This window comes from Chryseobacterium sp. MEBOG07, from assembly GCF_021869745.1.
Classification (GTDB): domain Bacteria; phylum Bacteroidota; class Bacteroidia; order Flavobacteriales; family Weeksellaceae; genus Chryseobacterium; species Chryseobacterium viscerum.
The window spans coordinates 4322802-4343089 of the sequence record NZ_CP084579.1 but is presented as its reverse complement, the minus strand read 5'-3'; the positions used below and the strand labels follow the sequence as shown (position 1 = coordinate 4343089).

The window sequence follows — 20288 nt, the reverse complement described above, 5'->3', positions numbered from 1 at the left end:
TGTTCATGGGAGATTTTCAGTCAATAATATGGTTTTCAATAGCATATTTTACAATTCCGACTGAGTTTTTCGCATTGAGTTTCAAAAGAATTCTTTTTCGGTGTGTTTCTACCGTGTTGATACTGATAAAAAGTTTTTCAGATATATCTTTACTGCTGTTTCCGTCACATATAAGTTTAAGGATTTCCATTTCGCGGCGGGTAAGCGGTTCTTTGATATGAGGATTGGGTTTTTCCTGTTCACTGCTGATGAAATTGATCATTCTTTCCTTTGCATGGTCGCAAATGTAGATCTCATTAAGAAGTAAAACATTAATGGATTTCAGGAACTCATCATATGTACAGTTTTTGTCGAGATAAGCCTTAATCCCTTTATTGAAAAGTTTTCGGATATCGATCATATCATATGAGTTTCCAATGATGGTGATCTTAGTACTTTTATGTTCAGAGATAATACTTTCTACCAACTTGCAGATTTCCGTAAGCATTAGCATATTGGAGCTCATAACAAGCATTTCCGGAGGATCTTTTTTTAAGTTTTTGGAGAGGGTTTCTAAAGAATTACAAGTGTCAATTGTGCTGAAAATTTTGCTTTGTGTAAGCAGTCTTGATAATCCCTCAGTATAGAGCATGGGTTCATCAAAAATGGTCAATCTTGGTTTCATCATGGTTTGTTTTGTTTATATAAAAATAGGAAAAAAACTTTACATTTTGAATAAAATTGATAGATATTTTGAATTTATTGTGTTTTTATTGATGGTAAAACGTTATTATTATTGATTTTTTATTAAATAATTCTCTTTTTGTGGAGTTTTTTAGAGTTATTGTTGTTAAAATATACTATCCATCATTGTTTTTAGATGTAATTTTTGATTATTAATTTATTTAACTAACATAATGGGGATATGCTTTACCGGAAAATTAACCGAATTGGCAATGAAACAATATTCGTTGGCTTTATGATGAAGCTGCTCTGCTTTTTCCATCATTGATGCTTCCGCAACAATTACTACAGGATGCAAAGTTACTTATGTAAAATGTCCGCTCCCGCTGGCTGTTTCTGCCATTATACCTGTAGCTTCATCGGTATAATCTGTTATAATAATACCGGCTTCAGAACAAAAATGAAGATACCACAACATATGACAGGAAGAAAGTGAGGATAGAAACATTTCTTCCGGATTATGCTTCTTTCTGTCTCCTCGGAATGCCGGATCAGACGAACCTTCAATTACAACTTTATTTTCTGCTGAAATAATATGGCTTCTTTCATAGTCTCTGTAGCCGCTTGTTCCGGTTCCTTGGTTTCCGGTCCATTGAATGGTTATTTTATAATGATGCTCTTTATTCATAGATTAAAAATAAAAGTATTTGCTGAAATACAGCAAATACTTTTTAAAAAATATATTAAAGAAATTGTTAATTCTTAATAAGTTTCATAGTGGAAGAAGTACCATTTTCGAAGATGATATTTGCTATGTAAATACCATTTGTCAAATCTGAAGCAGATGTATTGCTCTTTTTAAAAGTTTTTAAAAGTTTTCCGTCAATAGAATAAATATTTATATTACTTATTTTATTTTTAGAAATATATATAAAACTTTCTTTAACAGGATTTTCAAATGTAATATTGGTATCGGGTTTTGCTATTTCTGCTGTTGATAATGAACTATTAAGTAAATACTTTACAACGTAACCACCTCCATTAGCAATAATATTATTATCATTCACGATTAGGTCTTCAATTCTAACTAAAGTGCTGTCCGTTTCTATAAAATAGTTAAAAACAGGATCTATTGAGCCATTTTGAGTAAGTCTGGAAATAAAATACGTAGGGGCAGAATCTTCATTCATCCCGCTAATATAATAATAGCCATTTTTTTCAATAATATTTGTTTTCCATACTGAAGGAGGAAGTGTTGCCGGATCAAAATTAAAAGAGCTATCTACTGTTCCATCTGGTTTAATTCTAATGATTTCAGAATCGGCACTAGAATAAATGATATTGTTATTACTATCCATAAATGCCGCAGCACCAAAACCAAAGTTACTAAAGCTATAAGATATTTGTAAAACCCCATTATTGCCAAAATTAGTTAATGGTTGACCATTGGAATCAAACTTTTCCATAATGCCGTTATTTGTAAGATTTACGAGATTAAATTGATTATCTATTAGTAAATGTGGTCCATTTGACCAGGTGCCTTGAGTTAATACAGAACCATTATTTCCAAATGTACTATCAATAATTCCATTACTATCTAGTCTATAAATTTTATGATGAATTTGGCCGGCTGTTCCCTCCATTCCATGAACAATTAATTTTCCATTTTGTGGTATGAGTCCATAAGATGTATCATTTTGATCGGCACTAAGTTCTGGTATTAATGAAGTACCATTGACACCAAAAGTAGTATCTAATTGTCCATTTTGAAGAATTCTTGTGATGGCTGTTCCATTATAAAAGCCAAAAGCTAAAAGTTTACCATCAGATTGTTTCTTTAATTGGCTGTCAGTAGAAAAATAGGGTAGTTCCATCTCTCCGTTGGTTCCAAATGAGGTATCTACAATTCCATTTGCAGTAAGTTTTGATAAGAAAAATTTTTCGGCTCCTGAACTATCATTTTTATTATAAGTAAAATAAATACTTCCGTCTGGATTCTGAATCATTCTAGACCAGTAATTATTATTACCCGGGATTGTAAATTTTCCATTTGAAGCAAAACTATTGTCTTTGGAAATAATCTGAGAAAATGCGCATTGGGTTAACAGAATAAAAATAAGAATTAATTGTTTTATCATATTGTGTGTATTTTAATACAAAGTGATAAATAATTATTAAAATGTAAAAAATACAAGCTATTACATACGTATTACATCTTGGTAACTTATTGAAAATTAAAACAAAAAAAACCTCCAGAAAACTGAAGGTTTTGAATTTTGTCTTAATTAGAAAATTCTATCAATTCTTCTTTTTTGGAATTGTAGATCTTGTATTCTAAATATTTAAAAGAATCCCTTGGAACGATGGTTACCCATTTTTTGTATTTGATAAACCATTTCATTTGGATACTTTTGATGCCTTTTGTAAGGTAGGCTTCCACAAATGGGTGTACATGCAGGTAGACTTTTCCTTTTTCTTTCTGCAGAATGTTTCTTAAGGTTTCACCCATTCTTTCCACGATGACAATTGGAGCAACAATTTCTCCGTCTTTGTTCGGGTTTTCTTCTTTGGTTTCGATCTGTTTTTCCGGACGGTTTCTTTGTCTGGTGATCTGGATCAGGCCAAATTTACTAGGAGGAAGTATTTTGTGGCGAGCTTTGTCGCGATTCATTTCCTCTTTCAAGTGCTCGTAGAGATCTCTTCGGTGATCAGAATTTGGCATATCTATGAAATCGATAACGATAATCCCTCCCATATCGCGGAGGCGAAGCTGTCGTGCGATTTCAGTAGCGGCCATTTTGTTCACTTTCAGTGCATGCTCTTTGTTGACAGCGGTTCCGGTGGTAATGTTGTTCCCGGAGTTGACGTCAACGACGTGAAGTGCTTCTGTGTGTTCAATAACAAGATAAGCGCCTTTAGAACTTGGAATGTTAACGTGTTTTCCAAAGCTCTGTTTAAGCTGTTTTTCAACATTGTAATATTCCAGAAGAGGAATATGAGAATTATAAAACTGGACAATGTTTTTCTTTTCAGGGGCAATTACTTCTACGTAATTTGTCATTTCGCTTACCATCTGTTCATCGTCACAGATGATACTCACGAAATCCTGATTAAAATTGTCTCTTAAAATAGCTGAAGCTTTGTCTTCTTCGCTTAAAACTTTAGACGGAACTTTATTTTTCTGGATGTTTTTAAAAGTACTTTCCCATTTCTGAACCAGTTGATTCATGTCATTGTGAAGGTCGGCTACTTTTTTTCCTTCCGCTACAGTTCTGATAATAACGCCGAATCCCTCAGGTTTGATACTGTCAATCAGGGTTCTTAGTCTTTCTTTTTCCTCAAAGCTTCTGATCTTTTTGGATATAGAAACTTTATTGTCAAAAGGAATTAAAACCAGAAAACGTCCTGTCAATGAAATCTGTGTAGAAATTCTAGGACCTTTTGTAGAAATTGGTTCTTTAGTAATTTGTAATAGGACCAGATCGTCCTTGGCAATTACTTTATCTATTGTTCCGTTTTTGTCTATTTCGGGTTGTATCTCGAAATTTTTTAAGCTCGAAGTGCTTTGTTTTTTAGAAATAGTATCTTTCAAAAACTTTCTGTATGTAAGATACTGAGGTCCCAAATCCTGATAATGCAAAAATGCATCCTTGTCATATCCGATGTTGACGAATGCTGCATTCAGATTGGGCGCAAGTTTTTTTACTTTTCCTATAAACAGATCTCCAACTATAAAATCGCTTTTGTCTTCTTGCTCATGAAGTTCACATAGTCTTCCGTCTTCCAGCAGTGCAATCTTTGTAAGATCATCTTCATGCGAAACTATTAGTTCTTTCTTCATTTTTTAATAAGATAAAATTGTTAAGATTATAGGGATTGGATGTTTTTCTCGATTAATTCATCTATTAAATATAAGGATTTTGAATGAAAACCATTATATGTTTGTTAAAATAATATTTGAAACCCTCCATCGTCCGAAAAATCTTATATAGTTGCAAACAAAAATATAGTCAGTGAACTTTTTAAATTTAAATTCACCAACTATATTATTATATTGTAAATCTCGAAAAAAAGAGATTATTTTTTCTTATGTCTGTTTGCTCTTCTTCTTTTCTTTCTTTTGTGAGTCGCAACCTTGTGTCTTTTTCTTTTCTTTCCGCTTGGCATAATTTTAATTTTTTAGTAACTAGTTAATATTCAGTTAATGTTCTTATTTTACTGCAACTTTAGTTTTTACTTTCTCAACAAAAGATTTTGAAGGTTTGAAAGCAGGAATGTTATGAGCAGGAATCTCAATTGCAGTGTTCTTAGAAATATTTCTTCCTGTTTTAGCAGCTCTTGTTTTAATGATAAAAGATCCAAAACCTCTTAGATAAACGTTATCCCCATTATACATAGAAGTTCTGATCTCCTGCATAAAAGCTTCTACAACTTTCTGTGTTTCATTCTTTTCTGTTCCCAACTTATTTGAGATGGTGTTTACCAATTCTGCCTTTGTCATTTCCTTATTTTAATTTTAAATTTTAGGTGTGCAAATTTAGTTAAAAAAATTGAATACTAGCAAATTAGTGACAAAATATTTTTATTCAAATACTTGCGCTTTGAATGTATACACCATATTAATGCAGGGCTAAGTTAATTTAATAATAAAATAATATAGCGGTATAAAGGTACGGAATTTTGATGAATAAAATTTAATAAATGGCTTAATAATAGGTGTTGAGGGGATTTTTATCTTAAATGGAGCGTTTGAAAAAAGAATATTCTGCCTCCATCCGGTATCCGGAATTCAAAATTTTGAATCTGAAATCATAATTTTTTATAAACTGGAATTGTAATATCCATTTTCTACACAGAAACGGATAAGATGAAGCTTGGTCTTTAGTCCCAGCTTTTCTGTAAGCCGGTTGATATAGGTATCAATAGTTCTGGTGCTCAGGTTAAGTTTTTCTGCTATTTCCTTATTACTGAATCCCTCATAACAGAATCTCATCAGCTGTATTTCAGCTGGAGAAAGTTCTTCCTGTCCTTTTTTCTGTCTGTCCATATACTCCTGTACAGCAAGAGGTTGCTGCTCCCATTCTTTGGAATAGGCTTGGTAGTCAAAATCTTCAGAAGTAATACCTCCTTTGATAATGTCCTTGATGATGGTGCTTTTTTTCTGACAGTAATAGATATTAGGAATCTTCGAAAGAATTTCGGCCATATCTTCCTGATAAGTACCGGAGTAGGTGATAATAGGAGTTTCCGAATTGTTTTTTCTGATGTATTTGATTGCTTCAATCCCGCTTAATACCGGCATGAAAAGTTCAATAATGAACACGTCTTCCTGTCTTCTGTAGATTCTGTTTACCAGCTCATGCCCGTTGTTACAATCATTCAGAAGCATATAGAAAGGATTTTCCATCAGTGTTTTGATCATTATTTTTTTAAAATAAAAATCACTGTCAGCAATAGAAAAACGTACGGTATTAGATAATATTTTACTCATTCTTAATATCGATTTGGCGAATGATATTTAAAATTTAGAGGTCTAATGTATGAAAAACTTATCAATGTGGAAATTAATATTAAGTTAATCAGGGTTTTCACGAAACAGGCTTGGGGAAATTACGTATTGTGCATAAAATTTTTTTTTATACTTTCACAGGCCAAACAAATCGCAAATTATGTCTTCTAACAGGGAAAAAAAATTAAACAAATCTGACGTCAGAATAGGCATTTGGAAGTTTATACTGTCTTTTGTCGCTTTGTCGGTTGTAACTTTTGCTTGCTTATTTCTCTTTTTAAGAGTTATGATATACAACGGGAGGGGATCAGCCGTGAAGCTGAAGCGTATAAAGAACTCATGCTTCGAAGTGACGTACTGAGAGATCACATTGATGATATTTACGACAAAATGAACCAGCTTAATATCAATAAGGTGGAGAATGATGTATTCCTCAGAACCAGTATTATGGATAATGTGAGGGATGCTAAAAATATTATGGGTAAAGACAGTGCACAGAGCTTTAAGCATTATGCTGTACTGATGAAGCAGATTGTGCCGATGATGACTTTGAAAGCCAAGATCATTGAAGTGGAGTATCAGAAGAAAACCGTTTTAAGAGATCTCGATGAATGTATGGGTAAAATAAAAGTGACCAACAATGAGCTTAGAAAAGACCCTACGAGAAATTTCACCGGAAGTAAAAGAAGAAGATAAAAAGAAAAGATATGCAAGGACAAATTACACTATCTAAGAAAGAAAGGCATTATCAGTTTTTTTATTTAATACTGATGCTTGTGACGGCTATGTTATTTTTGGGAGTGATTTTTTTAAAAGGATTTGTATCTCCCTTCTCAGATGAAGATGTAAGAGGTATTCAGAATCTTGAGCAGAAAGCCGAATTTGAACAACACCAAAAAGTTGTTCTGCCCATCATGGACAGTACTTATACTATGATAACAAAACTGACCAATGACGGACCACAGCCTTTTGTGGAAAATAATATTCAATTGGGGGTCAACGACCTTAACAGCTATTTCAATGGTACCGACGTTGTTGATATCCGAAAAGATGCCTACCCTCAGATCGCCAAATTCTACAAAATGTATTTTGATGACAAAAAGTCATTTCAACAACCTCGGAAGACATCAAAATTTTCCAGAAACAGGTAGATGAATGCAGAATTGGATTTAAAGATAAGCAGAATAAGCTTTATCAGCGTGAGCAGGATCTGAAAGCAAGAATACAATAAGCAGTAAATACTAGGAACTACACATAAAACACATCACAATTATTAACTATGAATTATTTTCAAAAGAACAAGAAGAACATTATTATCGGTGTTATTGCAACTCTGCTCATCGCAGCATTGGTTGTTCTGTGGCTGCAGAAAAAAGTAATCCATTCAGCCGATGATATTGTTGGAGTGGTTTATCCGTCTTCACTGGCGGTAGGAGACACCCTTTTATTCGAAGATAAAACCCAGTTTGCAAAAACCAAAAGATGGAATTTCGGAGATGGGACAACTTCAGATAAAAACAGTGGAATTCACTTCTATAATAAACCGGGATATTATCAGGTAAGCTTGATCGTTGACAATAAGTATACGAAATCTTTCCCTGTAATGGTAGGCGCAAGAAGCGTTCAGAAGCCTAAAGATAGTGCAAAATCGACGACAACTATCGAAGCCGTCACTCAGGCTATGCAAAATGAGAACGTAACTTTTCGGGCCGTTTCTGACGCTAAGCAGTTTGCATGGAAATTCGGAGAATCCGGAAATACAGATGCCAAGGATAAATTTACGATCTATTCTTATAAAAAACCTGGAGATTATCTGGTAACCCTGTACACTGAAGAAACTCAGGAGCCTATCTATCACCGTATCAAAATTCTTCCGGCTTATGATGCTCTTGCAGAAGATGAAGTGTCTGTAGAAGACTCTTATGCAAAAGTAGATAATGATTTCAAGTATCACCTGCAGCAGATCGCCAATGGAAACAGCTTCAATATGCATTATAATTACCTGTTGAAAACCTACCTGTGTAACAATGAAAACACAGTAGTAAAGGTAAATGACAGCAAAGTGAATAACTTCTACATGTATTGTGCAGGCCTCCAGTTTGATAAAAATACAGTCATTCAGACGGTAAAAGTAAACCTGGATGATAAGCAGGAGTGTGTAACTAAAGTAGAAATCAACCAAAGCAAATAATATCGTCCGATATTACGGATGCGCCAATCATTAAAAGATAAAATAGGATGAAAAATAAATTTCCTCTAGCAGCATATTATATAGGGTTATCAGTATTATTGACGAGTTGCCAGGTAAAGTTACCGTCAAAGAAAACCCCAGAGCCGTCACAGTACGGGCAGGTGGATGCTTCCCCTGTCGTTAACGGTTATCCTAAAAAGTCAGTTCCATGGATTGTTATTTCAGACAGATCAAGAAATACGGCTTATTTGGATAAAGATGACGAGAAATCTTACAAAGAAGTGAAATTCCTTGAGCCATTAATGGTTTTAAAACATAGAGATGGGATGGTAAAAGTAGCGGAATATGTTCCGGATGCTTTAATGAAAAAAGTTTCGTCAAAATCAATCAAAACATATGGCTGGATTCCGGAATCTGACCTTCTTCTTTGGAATAATGCTTTAAAAAGCGAAAAAACAGGATATCCTGTAAGAGTAGCAGTAGTGCCAAGTAACAGCGAAGTCATCAAGAATGCTGAAAGGTACTATAAAAATGACTCCATTATGGTGTTCAATTCACCAAGTCTTATTGAAGCAGCCAAGGTGAAAATTCCAAACGGACAAATTGTGTATGTCTACAAACAAGCTGAAAATAACAAGCGATTTTTAGTAGGTAAAAAACCTTCAATAGATATAGACAGCATCGGTAAAGGCCTTTACGGATGGGTGAGCTCCAATGTGATCTCTACCTGGGGAGAGCGTTCTGCTATTAAACTTAAAAATACAACAGGGATCAACGATTCTGCCTTAGGAATTCATGAAGGATATCCTGGGGGATCTGCATCAGACGCCGAAAACAAAACGGCAATTCTTCTTACTGATGTGAACAAAAGAAGACCCCTGGAAAATATTTTCCCTGTAAGCTTGCCATTAGAAGAAGCTCCAACCCTAGATTCCAAAACAAAATATTTCACCAATATTTTAGATTACAGCAAGAACTTTGTATCCAATGTTCTGGGTGAACCTATTTATTTTGACCGCTACAGAGAGATTACAGAAAGAGATAAAAATATCAATATTGTCTTTGCGTTGGACGTAAGTGCTGGAAATGCACCTTATACCCCTATCGTAAAATCATTACTTCAGGATCTACAGCTTAGATTTGAAAAGCCATCTTATTTTAATAATGTTAAATACGGTGTGGTTTTATACAAAAATAACCCTTGTGGGGAGAATATTTCTGTATCAAATCTGAGTACAGACTACAGTAAAATATCCACGTTTATTGATCAGAAAACAAATGAAATGAACTGCGCAAGCAATAATGGGTATCAGCCGGTAGGAGAAGCTCTTACAGCAGCTGGAAACCTTCTTTCTAACGTTTCTGATGAAACCAATATTGTAGTGACTGTAGGGACTTCTGCCAACCAAAGCGGGAATATGTACAGTGTAATCAGCTCATTGACTCAGGCTCAGGCAAGGTTGATCATGTTCCAGACCAATGCGAGATCATCAGATAACTATAATGATTTTGTATTAATGGCAGAAAATGTGGTTACCAATACCGCCAAAAATATTGCTGAACTTAAAAAACAAAAGATCATCAACCAGTATGATGTTCTTACCAAGAATAATTTCAGCCTGGTAGAAGGTGACGCTGGATTCTTCTCTCTGGCTTACCCTAAACAGAGTATGTCTCAGGGATTTGTAATTTTCCCTAAAAAAGGAGATATCACGACTCCAGGATTCCTGAAAAAATCTGTTGACAGCCTTATTTCACAGGTTACTTTAGACAATCAGACTGTTGATAAGTCACTTAATGAATATTTCCATTCATCAGTAGGAGCAGGAAGAACAGATGTTGATTTAAAATATAAATATCTGTATCCAGGGCTTACCAATCCGGTTTCTGCAGGAATTGCAGCACAGCTGATCAACTACGGAAGCCCATTCCTTGTAAAAGGATATATTCCAAAAGATCTGAAAGACTTTACACCGGGAATAGAAAAAGGAATTCTTATTTCTGAATCTGAGTATGATAACTTAAAAGCTTTTTATACTGAAGTATACAGAAATACTGAGGCAGGCCGTGCAGACTTTAATCAGGCGAGAGCAGTGAAAGAGTATGTGAAATTGCTGAAGAAGTACAATCCAACTATCAAATTCCTGGATAAAGGAGATCTTTATGAGCTGCCAATGTCTTACGCTATTGGTATGAGTACAGGTTTTGACCTTTCTGACGAAGAGCTGATGGCTAAGTACAAGCTGAAAGGCTGGAAGAAATCGAAAATTGTTCCTAATGAAACAGTAAGAAATTATTTCCAACACTATAAAAATCTGGCTGACAGAATGCTTGCGAATAGAAATAACCCTGCTGTAAAGATTCAGCAAAACGGGCAGACTTTTTACTGGCTTAATGAGTATTTTACACCGACAAGAATTCCGAGAGAACAACCGGAATATACTAAGCATTAAGAAATTCATTTTATCATATCAAAAGCAGAAGTATTCACTTCTGCTTTTTTTGTGCTGTGAAGATGAAATTAAAAACTATGATCGCAGACTTTACCCCTGAATCCTCTGATTATTTCTCTTTCAGGTGTAAAATTTATTTTTATCTTAAAAATGGGAAATATCTTAAGATGCTTTATTCATGGGTGTTATAAAAACATATGTAAATCTGTTATCGTAGAATTACGACAATAAGTAGTAGAACTACTACAATTTCTCAGATTTGTATTCAAAAGTTTTTTTTAGAGGAAAAGAGCCTCTATATTTGCTACACAATCACTGAATCACAAAATATTACTAACGATTAAAATTTACTAATCATGGCCGAAAGCAATTCAAGAGGAATCTTAAAATTCAACAATGGTGAAGGACAGAAGCTGTTAAAAATGAACTACAGCGTATCCCGATCTACAGATGTATCAGGACGTGTAGCATCAGATCCTTCTAACGCTCTTATCAAAGTAACCGTAGAAGCTACAGAAAAATCTGATATCCTTGAAAGCCTGTTAAATGGTAAATACAAGCCTACAGTGGGAGAGATTACTTTTAATAAATCTCACGAAGAAGGAAAATTAATCACTTTGAACTGGCAGAACGGATATGTTATCCAGCACCAGATTGAGTTTGATGCAATAGACAGCAACAGTATGCTGATCAGCTTCGTAATCAGTGCTGAAACCATTGACTACGGTACTTCTCAATATACAGGACTTTGGCCATCAAGCTAGAATTTATACACATTATCAACATTCATAAGAAAAAGACTGTCCCTATTTAAGGCGGTCTTTTTTGACTTGGATGTACAGCAAAAAACTATAATAACCGAAAAAGCAATAATGAACAAAATCACTGATCACCTGAAATACTTTTCCAAATTATCCGCAGTATTCATCTTCAGTATATTGAAAATCTATGCAATAGGAGTTCTCTCCACGCTCATCACCCTTATATTGGGGATTTATATTTTGTCAGACCGTTTAGCCCCGGCATTGGGTCATACAGGGGTTTCTGCATTTTTAATAACGACAATTAAGGCCAAACCGGTTTCTGCATCTATTTTTTATTTGCTGATGATCATTGCCCCGTTTTTTACAATTGTTTTTGCCACAAAATATGCGATGTCTGTGGTGATCAGTAAACTGTTGCAGGATCATTCAAAGACCATTGTTGTTCCCTTTATAGATAAAATCATCAATGTATTTAAAGCAAAACAGCCAACGGTAATCCGAACCAGTGCAGATTTTGCCATTGCCAAAGTGAAACTGTTGAATGAATTTAAAAACAGTTCAGAAAATAAAATTCTCAAACGCATCTTAGGCTATGCTTTAAATAAAATAAAGTTTGATGAATTGAATCTGGGAGCAGAAAACGCGGACTTTTCCGATATCATTAAAACAACACTTATTGAAAAGTTAAATGAACTGGCAGAACCCTCAGCGATGATATTTTATATCTACATAGGACTTCAGTGGATCAGTCTGATGCTGTTATATTTTTTGAATATGTAAATAAAATAGGATTCAGGAGAAGAATTTGTGAGGATATTATAATACCGGAATCATCCTGAAAAAGAAAAAAATACGGTTGTTACTTCTCTGAGTGAAGAATTAACTATCTTTATCTCGTTTAGAATAAAATATTTAATTTTAGCTAAACAAAAGATCGTTTTTTGATTCTCTGCTAATCAGGGATGAAAAATACAGATCAATACCATCAAATCTGAAGCACATTAAAACAGAACGCAAATATATTAATATAAGAAAATTATAAATGGGAGTACTAGTAACCAACGAAACAGTAAAACAGCTATTTCACATTGCTCAGTCGATAGCGAAGGAAAATTATAATGGAACTTATGGTGGCCCGCATATCCTGCAGGCTTTAATGCATAAAGATATCGGGCTGAATGAATTCCTGAAAAGTATAGATAAAGATCCAGGTTATTTCTATGAATGGGCAGACGTCCGCATTGAAGAATATCCCAAGACCAACCATCTTCCTGATGAAGTAGGTCAGGATGATGCGGTAGATACGCTTATAGAAGAAGCTGACGATATCCGTTTAAAATTAGGATTGGATGAGATTACTCCAATATGTATTCTTACAGCAATCGTAAAACCACAGATTGTATTCTCACTTCAGCAGCTGAAATCACTTCCATTGCGAGAACATGAGATATTCAATCTATATAGAAAAGATACACCGTTTACGGTCCCGGAAGATGGAAGTTTCTCTTCACTATTTTCAAATGGTTCAGACTATTCAGATTCTTCTTTCCCTTCCATTAAAAGCTATTGTGTAGACAGAACCGCACAGGCGAGAAAAGGAGAAGTTGAAAATATTATCGGTAGAGATAAAGAACTCAGAATGCTGGTAGAGATTCTTTGCCGAAGAAGCAAACCGAATGTGATTATCATTGGAGAGCCAGGCGTAGGAAAGACGGCATTAGTTGAAGGTTTTGCTACTGAAATCATCAAAGGAAATGTTCCTGAAATGCTTAAAAACGGTACTCTTTTGGAACTGGATACCGGAGCATTATTAGCCGGAACTTCTTATAAAGGCGAAATTGAAGACCGCCTGAAAAAAGTAATCAATGAATGTAAGAAAATTGAAAAAGCTATTCTTTTCATTGATGAAATACATACCCTTCTAGACCCGAAAGGAAGCATCGGAAACGTTGCAAACCTTCTCAAGCCTGAGCTCGCCAGAGGTGAGATTACCGTAATTGGAGCTACAACTCAGGAAGAATATAGAAAAATTATAGAGCCGGAACAGGCTTTTAACCGCCGTTTTGAAGTGCTAACCGTTCATGAGCCGGATGAGAAGACCTGTGTGAAAATGATTGATGTCCTTCTTGAAGGGTACAAAAAACACCACGGTATTGAAGTGGAAAAAACAGCTATTCCGGAATGTGTACGTCTGGCAAAAAGATATGCAAAAGGTAAAAAATTACCGGATGCTGCAATCGACTTATTAGACAGAACAATGGCTGCTATCAAAATGCTTGATGAGCTTTCTGAAAAAGAACTTGACAGCTGGAAAGTAAGCTACGATGCCATATTAGAAGAAGAATACGCAGACAACAAAGATAAAGCTGATGAACTGATCTGGATGTATAACCTGCTGAGAGACAAAATAAGCCCAATTCTTTGGGGTTCCTTGAGCGAACAGCCGTCGATAGACAACTCTATGCCGGTAGATCAGATTCAGAAAATTATTGAAGATACCTATGCAGAGCTTATACAGCATGCTTCGAAGAAAAGAGAAAAAGTAGACAGACTTGAACTGGCTGCTGTAATGGCTGCTAAAACAAATATTCCAATCGGGAAGATTCAGGCTCAGGAAAAAGAAAAACTCCTGAATATGGAATCTCTTCTCCTGAACAGGGTTGTAGGGCAGGATCATGCATTAAAAATTCTTTCTGATGCTATCGTTGAAAACCGAAGCGGATTGAATAAACCGGGACAGCCTATCGGATCTTTCTTTCTTCTGGGACCTACAGGAACCGGTAAAACAGAGCTGGCAAAATCAATGGCAGAATTGCTTTTCAACGATGAAAAGGCAATGGTCCGTTTTGATATGTCAGAATTTAAAGAAGAACATTCCGCAGCATTATTATACGGAGCGCCTCCGGGATATGTAGGATACGAAGAAGGAGGTATGCTTGTGAATAAAATCAGACAACAGCCTTATACCGTTGTTTTGTTTGACGAAATAGAAAAAGCCCACCATTCTGTTTTTGATGTATTCCTTCAGATTATGGACGAAGGAAAAGTTCATGATAAATTAGGAAAAGAAGGAGATTTCAGCAATGCATTGATCTTATTTACCTCCAATATCGGAAGTGAAGAAATTGTAAAACAGTTTGAAGAAGGTAAAATCCCGGGATCATCTTCACTCATGCAGATCATGTCAAATTCAGGAAGATTCAGACCTGAATTTCTGGCAAGAATTACAGAAATTATTCCTTTTGCACCGATCACAGAATCAATTGCAGAAAGAATCTTTAATATTCAGTTGAAATCACTTCATACTTCATTAACGAGATTGGGAATTGCTCTAACAATCACCGAAGATGCTGTAAGAAACCTTGCATTAGGAGGATTTAGCAGCAAATACGGAGCAAGACAGATTTCCGGAGTTATTCGGGCACAGCTTGCCAGACCGATCTCTAAAATGATTGTAAGAGAAGAAGTGAAATCCGGACAAACCATTCATGTGGACTGGAATAATGAAGAAGAAAAATTAAGCTGGAAAGTAGATTAAATGATGAAGCAAAAAGGCGAATTTGCACATCAGCTTTTTTGCCTTTTTGCTTATAAATAAAATTAAAATGAAAACAATTGTCAGAAATATCTTTACAGGTTTTCTATTATTAGGATCCGTTATCTTGGTAAACGGACAGTTTCTTGCCGCTTCCGATACCTCGGAAAGCAGTGTGAAAAAGTACAAAGGAATCATCAATGCAAATAAAGATCTTGTAGAATTTATTGAACAGTTACTTCTTCAGAAAGGCCTTCCCAAGCATTTGAGAAATCTTGCGCTGATAGAGTCTCATTTTAACAGAAATATCACCTCCGGAGCAGGGGCAGTAGGGGTCTGGCAGCTAATGACAGCACATGCCAACCAATATGGACTTACAGAGCAGGGACGTACCGATCTCTATAAAAGTACCAAAACGGCGGCTATTTCTTTAAGCAACCTTTATAAAAAATATAACAATTGGGTTACCGTTGTAGCTGCTTATAACTGTGGTGAAGGAAATATTGCCAAAGCGATGCAGGCTGCCGGTTCCTCCCAATACCATGAATTCTACAAATATCTTCCGGGAGAAACCATTAATCATGTGAAGAAATACCTGAACGCATGCTATGCTACCGGAGAACTTCAGAGTGTATTGAGCAACTATAATTCCTCGAGAATCAATAAAGTTTTCTTTGAGGACGGAAACCGAAAAGTAACCGATGCTGCACTTTCAGAAACGGAAATCAATGCAGGTTTCAGTCTGAAAGTAGTTGCCGATGAATTAAATGTAGATATGGATAAAATCCTTGTCTGGAACCCAGGTATTGTAGAAGAGCTGCAGAAAAAAGGAGAAAGTCCTTTTTATCTTCCAGTGGATCTGATGCCTGATTTTCTGCTTAGAAAAAACAAAATATTGGTTCGTTCCATAAAAGAAGGAGCAAATACGCAGCAACAGTAAAATAATCTCAGATTAAAATAAAAATGGCAATCAGTTTTTAGCTGGTTGCCATTTTTATAGTAAAAAAATAGCATTTCAAATATGGTTATTACAGGATCGTATGTAATAAATTCTTGTTTTTTTCTGAATTCTCATTCAAAATGTATTGGCTTTTTAATAATATGTTGATTTTTTTTGTGAAATTTTATATTCAATATATATTCTGCTGTTTTTAATTTATAAGGCATCATTACTACATTCATGCCCTCATGTAATACCTGTGTAATACCTGTTTTTTATACGTGTACCATGGATGTAACACCTTGTTTTTCTTTGTCTTTTGATGTAAAACATAATTTTGCATACGAAAAAGAAGTCCTGTGATTTCTTGATCATTTAAAATACAAAACATAATAAAATGGCAAAAAAATTTTTTACAATTTTAGCACTATCATCTTTCGTTAGTGCATTTTCCCAAGTTGGTATTAATACAGCTAATCCACAAGGCACCTTTCATGTTGACGGAGCAAAAGACAATGCTTCTACGGGAGTTCCTACCGTCTCTCAGCAGGCTAATGATTTTGTGGTGACATCTGAAGGCAATGCAGGAATTGGAACTGTTACTCCAACTAATAAATTGGAAATAGTTTCAAGTGCATCGGGAACTTCCGGTCTTAAATTGACCAATCTGCCTTCCGCTAGCTATCTTGGTACTGATTCAAGTGGAAATGTTATTGATGTTAATAATTCTGCAACGGCAGGAGTTTCAGTTACTAAACAAAAATTAGTTACAGCTTCTAACACTGTTGAAATGATTACTCAAAATGGGTTATATGCCTTTAGATACAGTTCAAATGCAACTGGAGGTTTGTGGCAGATTAAATATCTGGGTGCTGGAAGCAGAGTTGTTTCAACATTTATTAATGAGCTTTGGACTCCTACAGCATATTCTGTCAATACAGGTTCGGGAACATTAGCATCAGGAGTTTGGGTTAATATTCCTGGAAGTTCAGGTGTGGGAACAACAAATGAATTGAATATATATAGAATATATGATACTACTGATGGAACGACTTATCGTTTTGAAGGAAATTTAATTAATGTAAGCAGTGTATTAAAAGAATCTATGATTGTTGAACAATTCTAATATTTCTATACTAAAGGTAAAGAACATAAATAATAACATACAAAAGAAAGAACTTCTCTGAGATTCTTTCTTTTTTATGTTATTATTTAGCAATGTTTTCTGGTGTTTCAAACATCTCGAAAAATAAATCTTGCGATTTCTTGATCAATTTAAAAGACAAAACACATATAAAATGACGAAATTTTTTTTTACAATTTTAGCACTATTATTTTCCGTTGGTGTATTTTGCCAGGTAGGTATTAATACAACTAATCCGCAAGGAACTTTTCATGTGGATGGAGGAAAAGACAATGCCTCTACGGGAGTTCCTACCGTCTCTCAGCAGGCTAATGATTTTGTGGCGACATCTGCAGATAATGTCGGAATTGGAACCGTTAGTCCAACTAATAAATTGGAAATAGTTTCAAGTGCATCGGGAGCTTCCGGTCTTAAATTGACCAATCTGCCTTCCGCTAGTTATCTTGGTACTGATTCAAGTGGAAATGTTATTGATGTTAATAATTCTGTAACGGCAGGAGTTTCAGTTACTAAACAAAAATTTGTTACAGCTTCTAACACTGTTGAAATGATTACTCAAAATGGGTTATATGCCTTTAGGTATAGTAAAAATGTAACCAATGGTTATTGGCAAATTAAATTTTTGGGCTCCGGAACTAGACCTTTGTCAGTATTCATTATTGAATACTGGACTCCTACAGCATACAAAATTACTACAGGTTCGGGAACAGCATCAGGAGGTTGGATTAATATTCCTGGAAGTACAAATGTGGGAACAACAAATGAATTGAATATATATAGAATATATGATACTACTGATGGAACTACTTATCGTTTCGAAGGAAATTTAATTGATGTGAGTGGTACAACAAAAGAAGCTATGATTGTTGAACAATTCTAATGTTTTATACTAATAATAAAGAAAAAAGGAAGAATCTCTTAGAGGTTCTTCTTTTTTATGGTATAAGCTTGCAATGTTTTCTGGTGTTTCAAATTTCGTTAAATCATGCTAATCTTATACTAAAGAAATCTTAATATTTCTCACCCGGGTGGAAATTTATCATTTTTTTTATTGTTTTCCAGTGAGTTAAAATTCTTTATTTATGATGTTTTGAGTGGGTTTATTAAATCTATTGTCGTAGAATTACGACAAGAAATCGTAGAACTACTACAAATTTTCAGATTTCCATTCAAAAGCTTTTTTTAGCAGAAAAGAGCCTCTATCTTTGCTAGACAATCACCGAATCACAAAATATTATTAACGATCAAAATTTACAATCATGGCAGAAAGAAATTCAAGAGGAATCTTAAAATTCAATAATGGTGAAGGACAGAAGCTGTTAAAAATGAATTACAGCGTATCCAGATCTACAGACGTATCAGGACGTGTAGCATCAGATCCTTCTAACGCTCTTATCAAAGTAACAGTAGAAGCTACTGAAAAGTCTGATATCCTTGAAAGCTTGTTAAACGGTAAATACAAGCCTACAGTGGGAGAGATTACTTTTAATAAGTCTCATGAAGAAGGAACATTGATCACTTTGAACTGGCAGAACGGATATGTGATCCAGCACGAAGTAGACTTCGATGCAGTAGACAGCAACAGTATGCTGATCAGCTTCGTAATCAGTGCGGAAACCATTGACTACGGTACTTCTCAGTTCGCTGGACTATGGCCTTCAGCAGGTAATTAAGCCTATTCATCATCTTAGTAAAAATAAAATTGGTACAGAACAGTACACTCATTCGAGTATACTGTTCTGTTTTTTTATGTAATACTATAAAAAAATAGCAAACAATCAGATCGTATTTTTGGTTTTCAAACTGTATAATTTGGAGGTCAATGGAAGAGATTTTTCAGCTCATAAAAAGACGCTTTTGAATAAAACATTTCTCTTGTTAGTGTAATATTATGTGTTTTGTTTTTGATTTTTAATTGTAGTTAATGTGTTTACTTATAATGTGTTGTATTTTTATTTTAACACTATTGTCGTAGAATTACGACATGAAATCGTAGAACTACGACACTTTTTCAGATTTCTGTTCAAAAGCTTTTTTTTCAAAAGTAAGGAGGTTATCTTTGTTATATAATTATTGAATAACAATTTATTACTAACGACTAAAATTTACTATCATGGCAGAAAGAAATTCAAGAGGAATTTTAAAATTCAACGGAGGAGAAGGACAAAAACTATTAAAAATGAACTACAGCGTATCCAGATCTACTGACGTATCAGGACGTGTAGCATCAGATCCTTCTAACGCATTGATCAAAGTAACAGTAGAAGCTACTGAAAAATCTGACATCCTTGAAAGCTTGTTAAACGGTAAATACAAGCCAACAAAAGGAGAAATTACATTCAACAAATCTCACGAAGAAGGAACATTGATCACTTTGAACTGGGAGAACGGATATGTAATTCAGCACGAAGTAGATTTCGATGCAGTAGACAGCAACAGTATGTTGATCAGCTTCGTAATCAGTGCTGAAACAATTGACTACGGTACTTCTCAGTACGCTGGACTATGGCCTTCTTCAGGAGTTAAATAATCCATTACAACTTAAAGAAAAAAGGAACAGTATACCATTGGTATGCTGTTTGTTTTTTATCAATAATTAATAACCATTATTAAAAACTAACAAACATGTTCAGACAAATTCTATTTATTCTTGCTTTTACAATGACTTTTATTTCCTTACAGGCGCAAAACTCTTCTACTTTATACAAGGGTACTGTTAATGGGAAAATGGCGATCACGTTATTTTTTCAGTCCGTAGACAGTGACTGTGGAAGTGGTGTTTATTACAACGCAATGTACAAGTATGATAACGTTAGCAATTGGTTAGAACTTAATGTTATGGAAGGTGCTCAAAAACAGTTTGCGATGGTAGAAGAACGCTTCACAGGATTGATGATTATAAAAAAAGAAGGCGACATCATGAATGGAACCTGGATAGGTCCTGACGGCAAAAAACAACTTCCGGTACAGCTGAAGAAAGTGACAGTAAGCACCAAAGAAATGGAAGGATATCGAAGCAAAATGGAGCAGATAAATTTCGAAAACCATGACTGTTAGAAGGCGAATGATTGCTAATAGAAAGAATTCAC

18 protein-coding genes and 1 pseudogene are annotated in these 20288 nt (G+C 34.8%); 13 read left to right on the top strand and 6 right to left on the bottom strand.

The features are described from left to right. Positions 1–16 precede the first annotated feature (16 nt). The 6 genes and pseudogenes from LF886_RS19825 to LF886_RS19800 all read right to left on the bottom strand — a co-directional run bounded on the left by LF886_RS19825 (position 17) and on the right by LF886_RS19800 (position 6154). Positions 17–667 carry a response regulator transcription factor gene (locus tag LF886_RS19825; RefSeq protein ID WP_228447744.1) on the bottom strand — a complete coding sequence of 217 codons (651 nt, stop codon included), beginning with the start codon at positions 665–667 and terminating at the stop codon, positions 17–19. A 213-nt stretch (positions 668–880) separates the two neighbouring features. Then, a pseudogene (locus LF886_RS19820) lies at positions 881–1351 on the bottom strand (OsmC family protein). Positions 1352–1418: 67 nt separating this feature from the next. Further along, positions 1419–2801, bottom strand: coding sequence for a T9SS type A sorting domain-containing protein (locus LF886_RS19815; RefSeq protein ID WP_236851277.1), 1383 nt, complete (start codon positions 2799–2801; stop codon positions 1419–1421). A gap of 143 nt (positions 2802–2944) precedes the next feature. Continuing rightward, the gene (locus LF886_RS19810) at positions 2945–4504 is read right to left on the bottom strand and encodes a ribonuclease E/G (RefSeq protein ID WP_236851276.1); all 1560 of its coding nucleotides are present in this window, start codon (positions 4502–4504) and stop codon (positions 2945–2947) included. A gap of 369 nt (positions 4505–4873) precedes the next feature. Next, positions 4874–5164, bottom strand: coding sequence for an HU family DNA-binding protein (locus LF886_RS19805; protein ID WP_002984212.1), 291 nt, complete (start codon positions 5162–5164; stop codon positions 4874–4876). A gap of 318 nt (positions 5165–5482) precedes the next feature. Further along, positions 5483–6154, bottom strand: coding sequence for a response regulator transcription factor (locus LF886_RS19800; RefSeq protein ID WP_236851275.1), 672 nt, complete (start codon positions 6152–6154; stop codon positions 5483–5485). Between the two features lie 279 nt (positions 6155–6433). On the opposite strand from LF886_RS19800, the gene tssO reads away from it, so the two are divergent. The 13 genes from tssO to LF886_RS19735 all read left to right on the top strand — a co-directional run bounded on the left by tssO (position 6434) and on the right by LF886_RS19735 (position 20256). Then, positions 6434–6868 carry a type VI secretion system TssO gene (gene tssO / locus LF886_RS19795; protein ID WP_236851274.1) on the top strand — a complete coding sequence of 145 codons (435 nt, stop codon included), beginning with the start codon at positions 6434–6436 and terminating at the stop codon, positions 6866–6868. 11 nt (positions 6869–6879) lie between these two features. Then, positions 6880–7323 carry a type VI secretion system transmembrane protein TssO gene (locus tag LF886_RS19790; RefSeq protein WP_236851273.1) on the top strand — a complete coding sequence of 148 codons (444 nt, stop codon included), beginning with the start codon at positions 6880–6882 and terminating at the stop codon, positions 7321–7323. 128 nt (positions 7324–7451) lie between these two features. Next, positions 7452–8363, top strand: a complete 912-nt coding sequence (locus LF886_RS19785) for a PKD domain-containing protein (RefSeq protein WP_103231495.1) — start codon at positions 7452–7454, stop codon at positions 8361–8363. A 47-nt stretch (positions 8364–8410) separates the two neighbouring features. Next, on the top strand, positions 8411–10816 hold the full coding sequence (gene tssR, locus LF886_RS19780; protein ID WP_236851272.1) for a type VI secretion system protein TssR domain-containing protein: 2406 nt from the start codon (positions 8411–8413) through the stop codon (positions 10814–10816). A gap of 356 nt (positions 10817–11172) precedes the next feature. Then, positions 11173–11580, top strand: coding sequence for a type VI secretion system tube protein TssD (tssD, locus tag LF886_RS19775; RefSeq protein ID WP_236851271.1), 408 nt, complete (start codon positions 11173–11175; stop codon positions 11578–11580). 108 nt (positions 11581–11688) lie between these two features. After that, positions 11689–12360, top strand: coding sequence for a hypothetical protein (locus LF886_RS19770; RefSeq protein WP_236851270.1), 672 nt, complete (start codon positions 11689–11691; stop codon positions 12358–12360). Between the two features lie 262 nt (positions 12361–12622). Continuing rightward, the gene (locus tag LF886_RS19765; RefSeq protein ID WP_236851269.1) at positions 12623–15118 is read left to right on the top strand and encodes an ATP-dependent Clp protease ATP-binding subunit; all 2496 of its coding nucleotides are present in this window, start codon (positions 12623–12625) and stop codon (positions 15116–15118) included. A 67-nt stretch (positions 15119–15185) separates the two neighbouring features. Next, positions 15186–16055, top strand: coding sequence for a lytic transglycosylase domain-containing protein (locus tag LF886_RS19760; protein ID WP_236851268.1), 870 nt, complete (start codon positions 15186–15188; stop codon positions 16053–16055). Between the two features lie 397 nt (positions 16056–16452). Beyond that, positions 16453–17181 (top strand): hypothetical protein, encoded by a 729-nt coding sequence (locus LF886_RS19755; protein ID WP_236851267.1) that lies wholly within the window; start codon positions 16453–16455, stop codon positions 17179–17181. Positions 17182–17353: 172 nt separating this feature from the next. Further along, on the top strand, positions 17354–18079 hold the full coding sequence (locus LF886_RS19750) for a hypothetical protein (RefSeq protein WP_236851266.1): 726 nt from the start codon (positions 17354–17356) through the stop codon (positions 18077–18079). Positions 18080–18458: 379 nt separating this feature from the next. Beyond that, positions 18459–18872, top strand: a complete 414-nt coding sequence (gene tssD, locus LF886_RS19745) for a type VI secretion system tube protein TssD (RefSeq protein ID WP_236851265.1) — start codon at positions 18459–18461, stop codon at positions 18870–18872. 440 nt (positions 18873–19312) lie between these two features. Next, positions 19313–19729 (top strand): type VI secretion system tube protein TssD, encoded by a 417-nt coding sequence (tssD, locus tag LF886_RS19740; protein ID WP_236851264.1) that lies wholly within the window; start codon positions 19313–19315, stop codon positions 19727–19729. A gap of 95 nt (positions 19730–19824) precedes the next feature. Then, entirely contained in the window at positions 19825–20256 is a 432-nt protein-coding gene (locus LF886_RS19735) for a hypothetical protein (RefSeq protein WP_236851263.1), read from the top strand. Positions 20257–20288 lie beyond the last annotated feature (32 nt).

Bases quoted from the DNA above. Each gene is read 5' to 3' on its own strand.
- LF886_RS19825 (WP_228447744.1), bottom strand. From the start codon at position 667: ATGATGAAACCAAGATTGACCATTTTTGATGAACCCATGCTCTATACT.
- LF886_RS19815 (WP_236851277.1), bottom strand. From the start codon at position 2,801: ATGATAAAACAATTAATTCTTATTTTTATTCTGTTAACCCAATGCGCA.
- LF886_RS19810 (WP_236851276.1), bottom strand. From the start codon at position 4,504: ATGAAGAAAGAACTAATAGTTTCGCATGAAGATGATCTTACAAAGATT.
- LF886_RS19805 (WP_002984212.1), bottom strand. From the start codon at position 5,164: ATGACAAAGGCAGAATTGGTAAACACCATCTCAAATAAGTTGGGAACA.
- LF886_RS19800 (WP_236851275.1), bottom strand. From the start codon at position 6,154: ATGAGTAAAATATTATCTAATACCGTACGTTTTTCTATTGCTGACAGT.
- LF886_RS19790 (WP_236851273.1), top strand. From the start codon at position 6,880: ATGCAAGGACAAATTACACTATCTAAGAAAGAAAGGCATTATCAGTTT.
- LF886_RS19785 (WP_103231495.1), top strand. From the start codon at position 7,452: ATGAATTATTTTCAAAAGAACAAGAAGAACATTATTATCGGTGTTATT.
- tssR (WP_236851272.1), top strand. From the start codon at position 8,411: ATGAAAAATAAATTTCCTCTAGCAGCATATTATATAGGGTTATCAGTA.
- tssD (WP_236851271.1), top strand. From the start codon at position 11,173: ATGGCCGAAAGCAATTCAAGAGGAATCTTAAAATTCAACAATGGTGAA.
- LF886_RS19770 (WP_236851270.1), top strand. From the start codon at position 11,689: ATGAACAAAATCACTGATCACCTGAAATACTTTTCCAAATTATCCGCA.
- LF886_RS19765 (WP_236851269.1), top strand. From the start codon at position 12,623: ATGGGAGTACTAGTAACCAACGAAACAGTAAAACAGCTATTTCACATT.
- LF886_RS19760 (WP_236851268.1), top strand. From the start codon at position 15,186: ATGAAAACAATTGTCAGAAATATCTTTACAGGTTTTCTATTATTAGGA.
- LF886_RS19755 (WP_236851267.1), top strand. From the start codon at position 16,453: ATGGCAAAAAAATTTTTTACAATTTTAGCACTATCATCTTTCGTTAGT.
- LF886_RS19750 (WP_236851266.1), top strand. From the start codon at position 17,354: ATGACGAAATTTTTTTTTACAATTTTAGCACTATTATTTTCCGTTGGT.
- tssD (WP_236851265.1), top strand. From the start codon at position 18,459: ATGGCAGAAAGAAATTCAAGAGGAATCTTAAAATTCAATAATGGTGAA.
- tssD (WP_236851264.1), top strand. From the start codon at position 19,313: ATGGCAGAAAGAAATTCAAGAGGAATTTTAAAATTCAACGGAGGAGAA.
- LF886_RS19735 (WP_236851263.1), top strand. From the start codon at position 19,825: ATGTTCAGACAAATTCTATTTATTCTTGCTTTTACAATGACTTTTATT.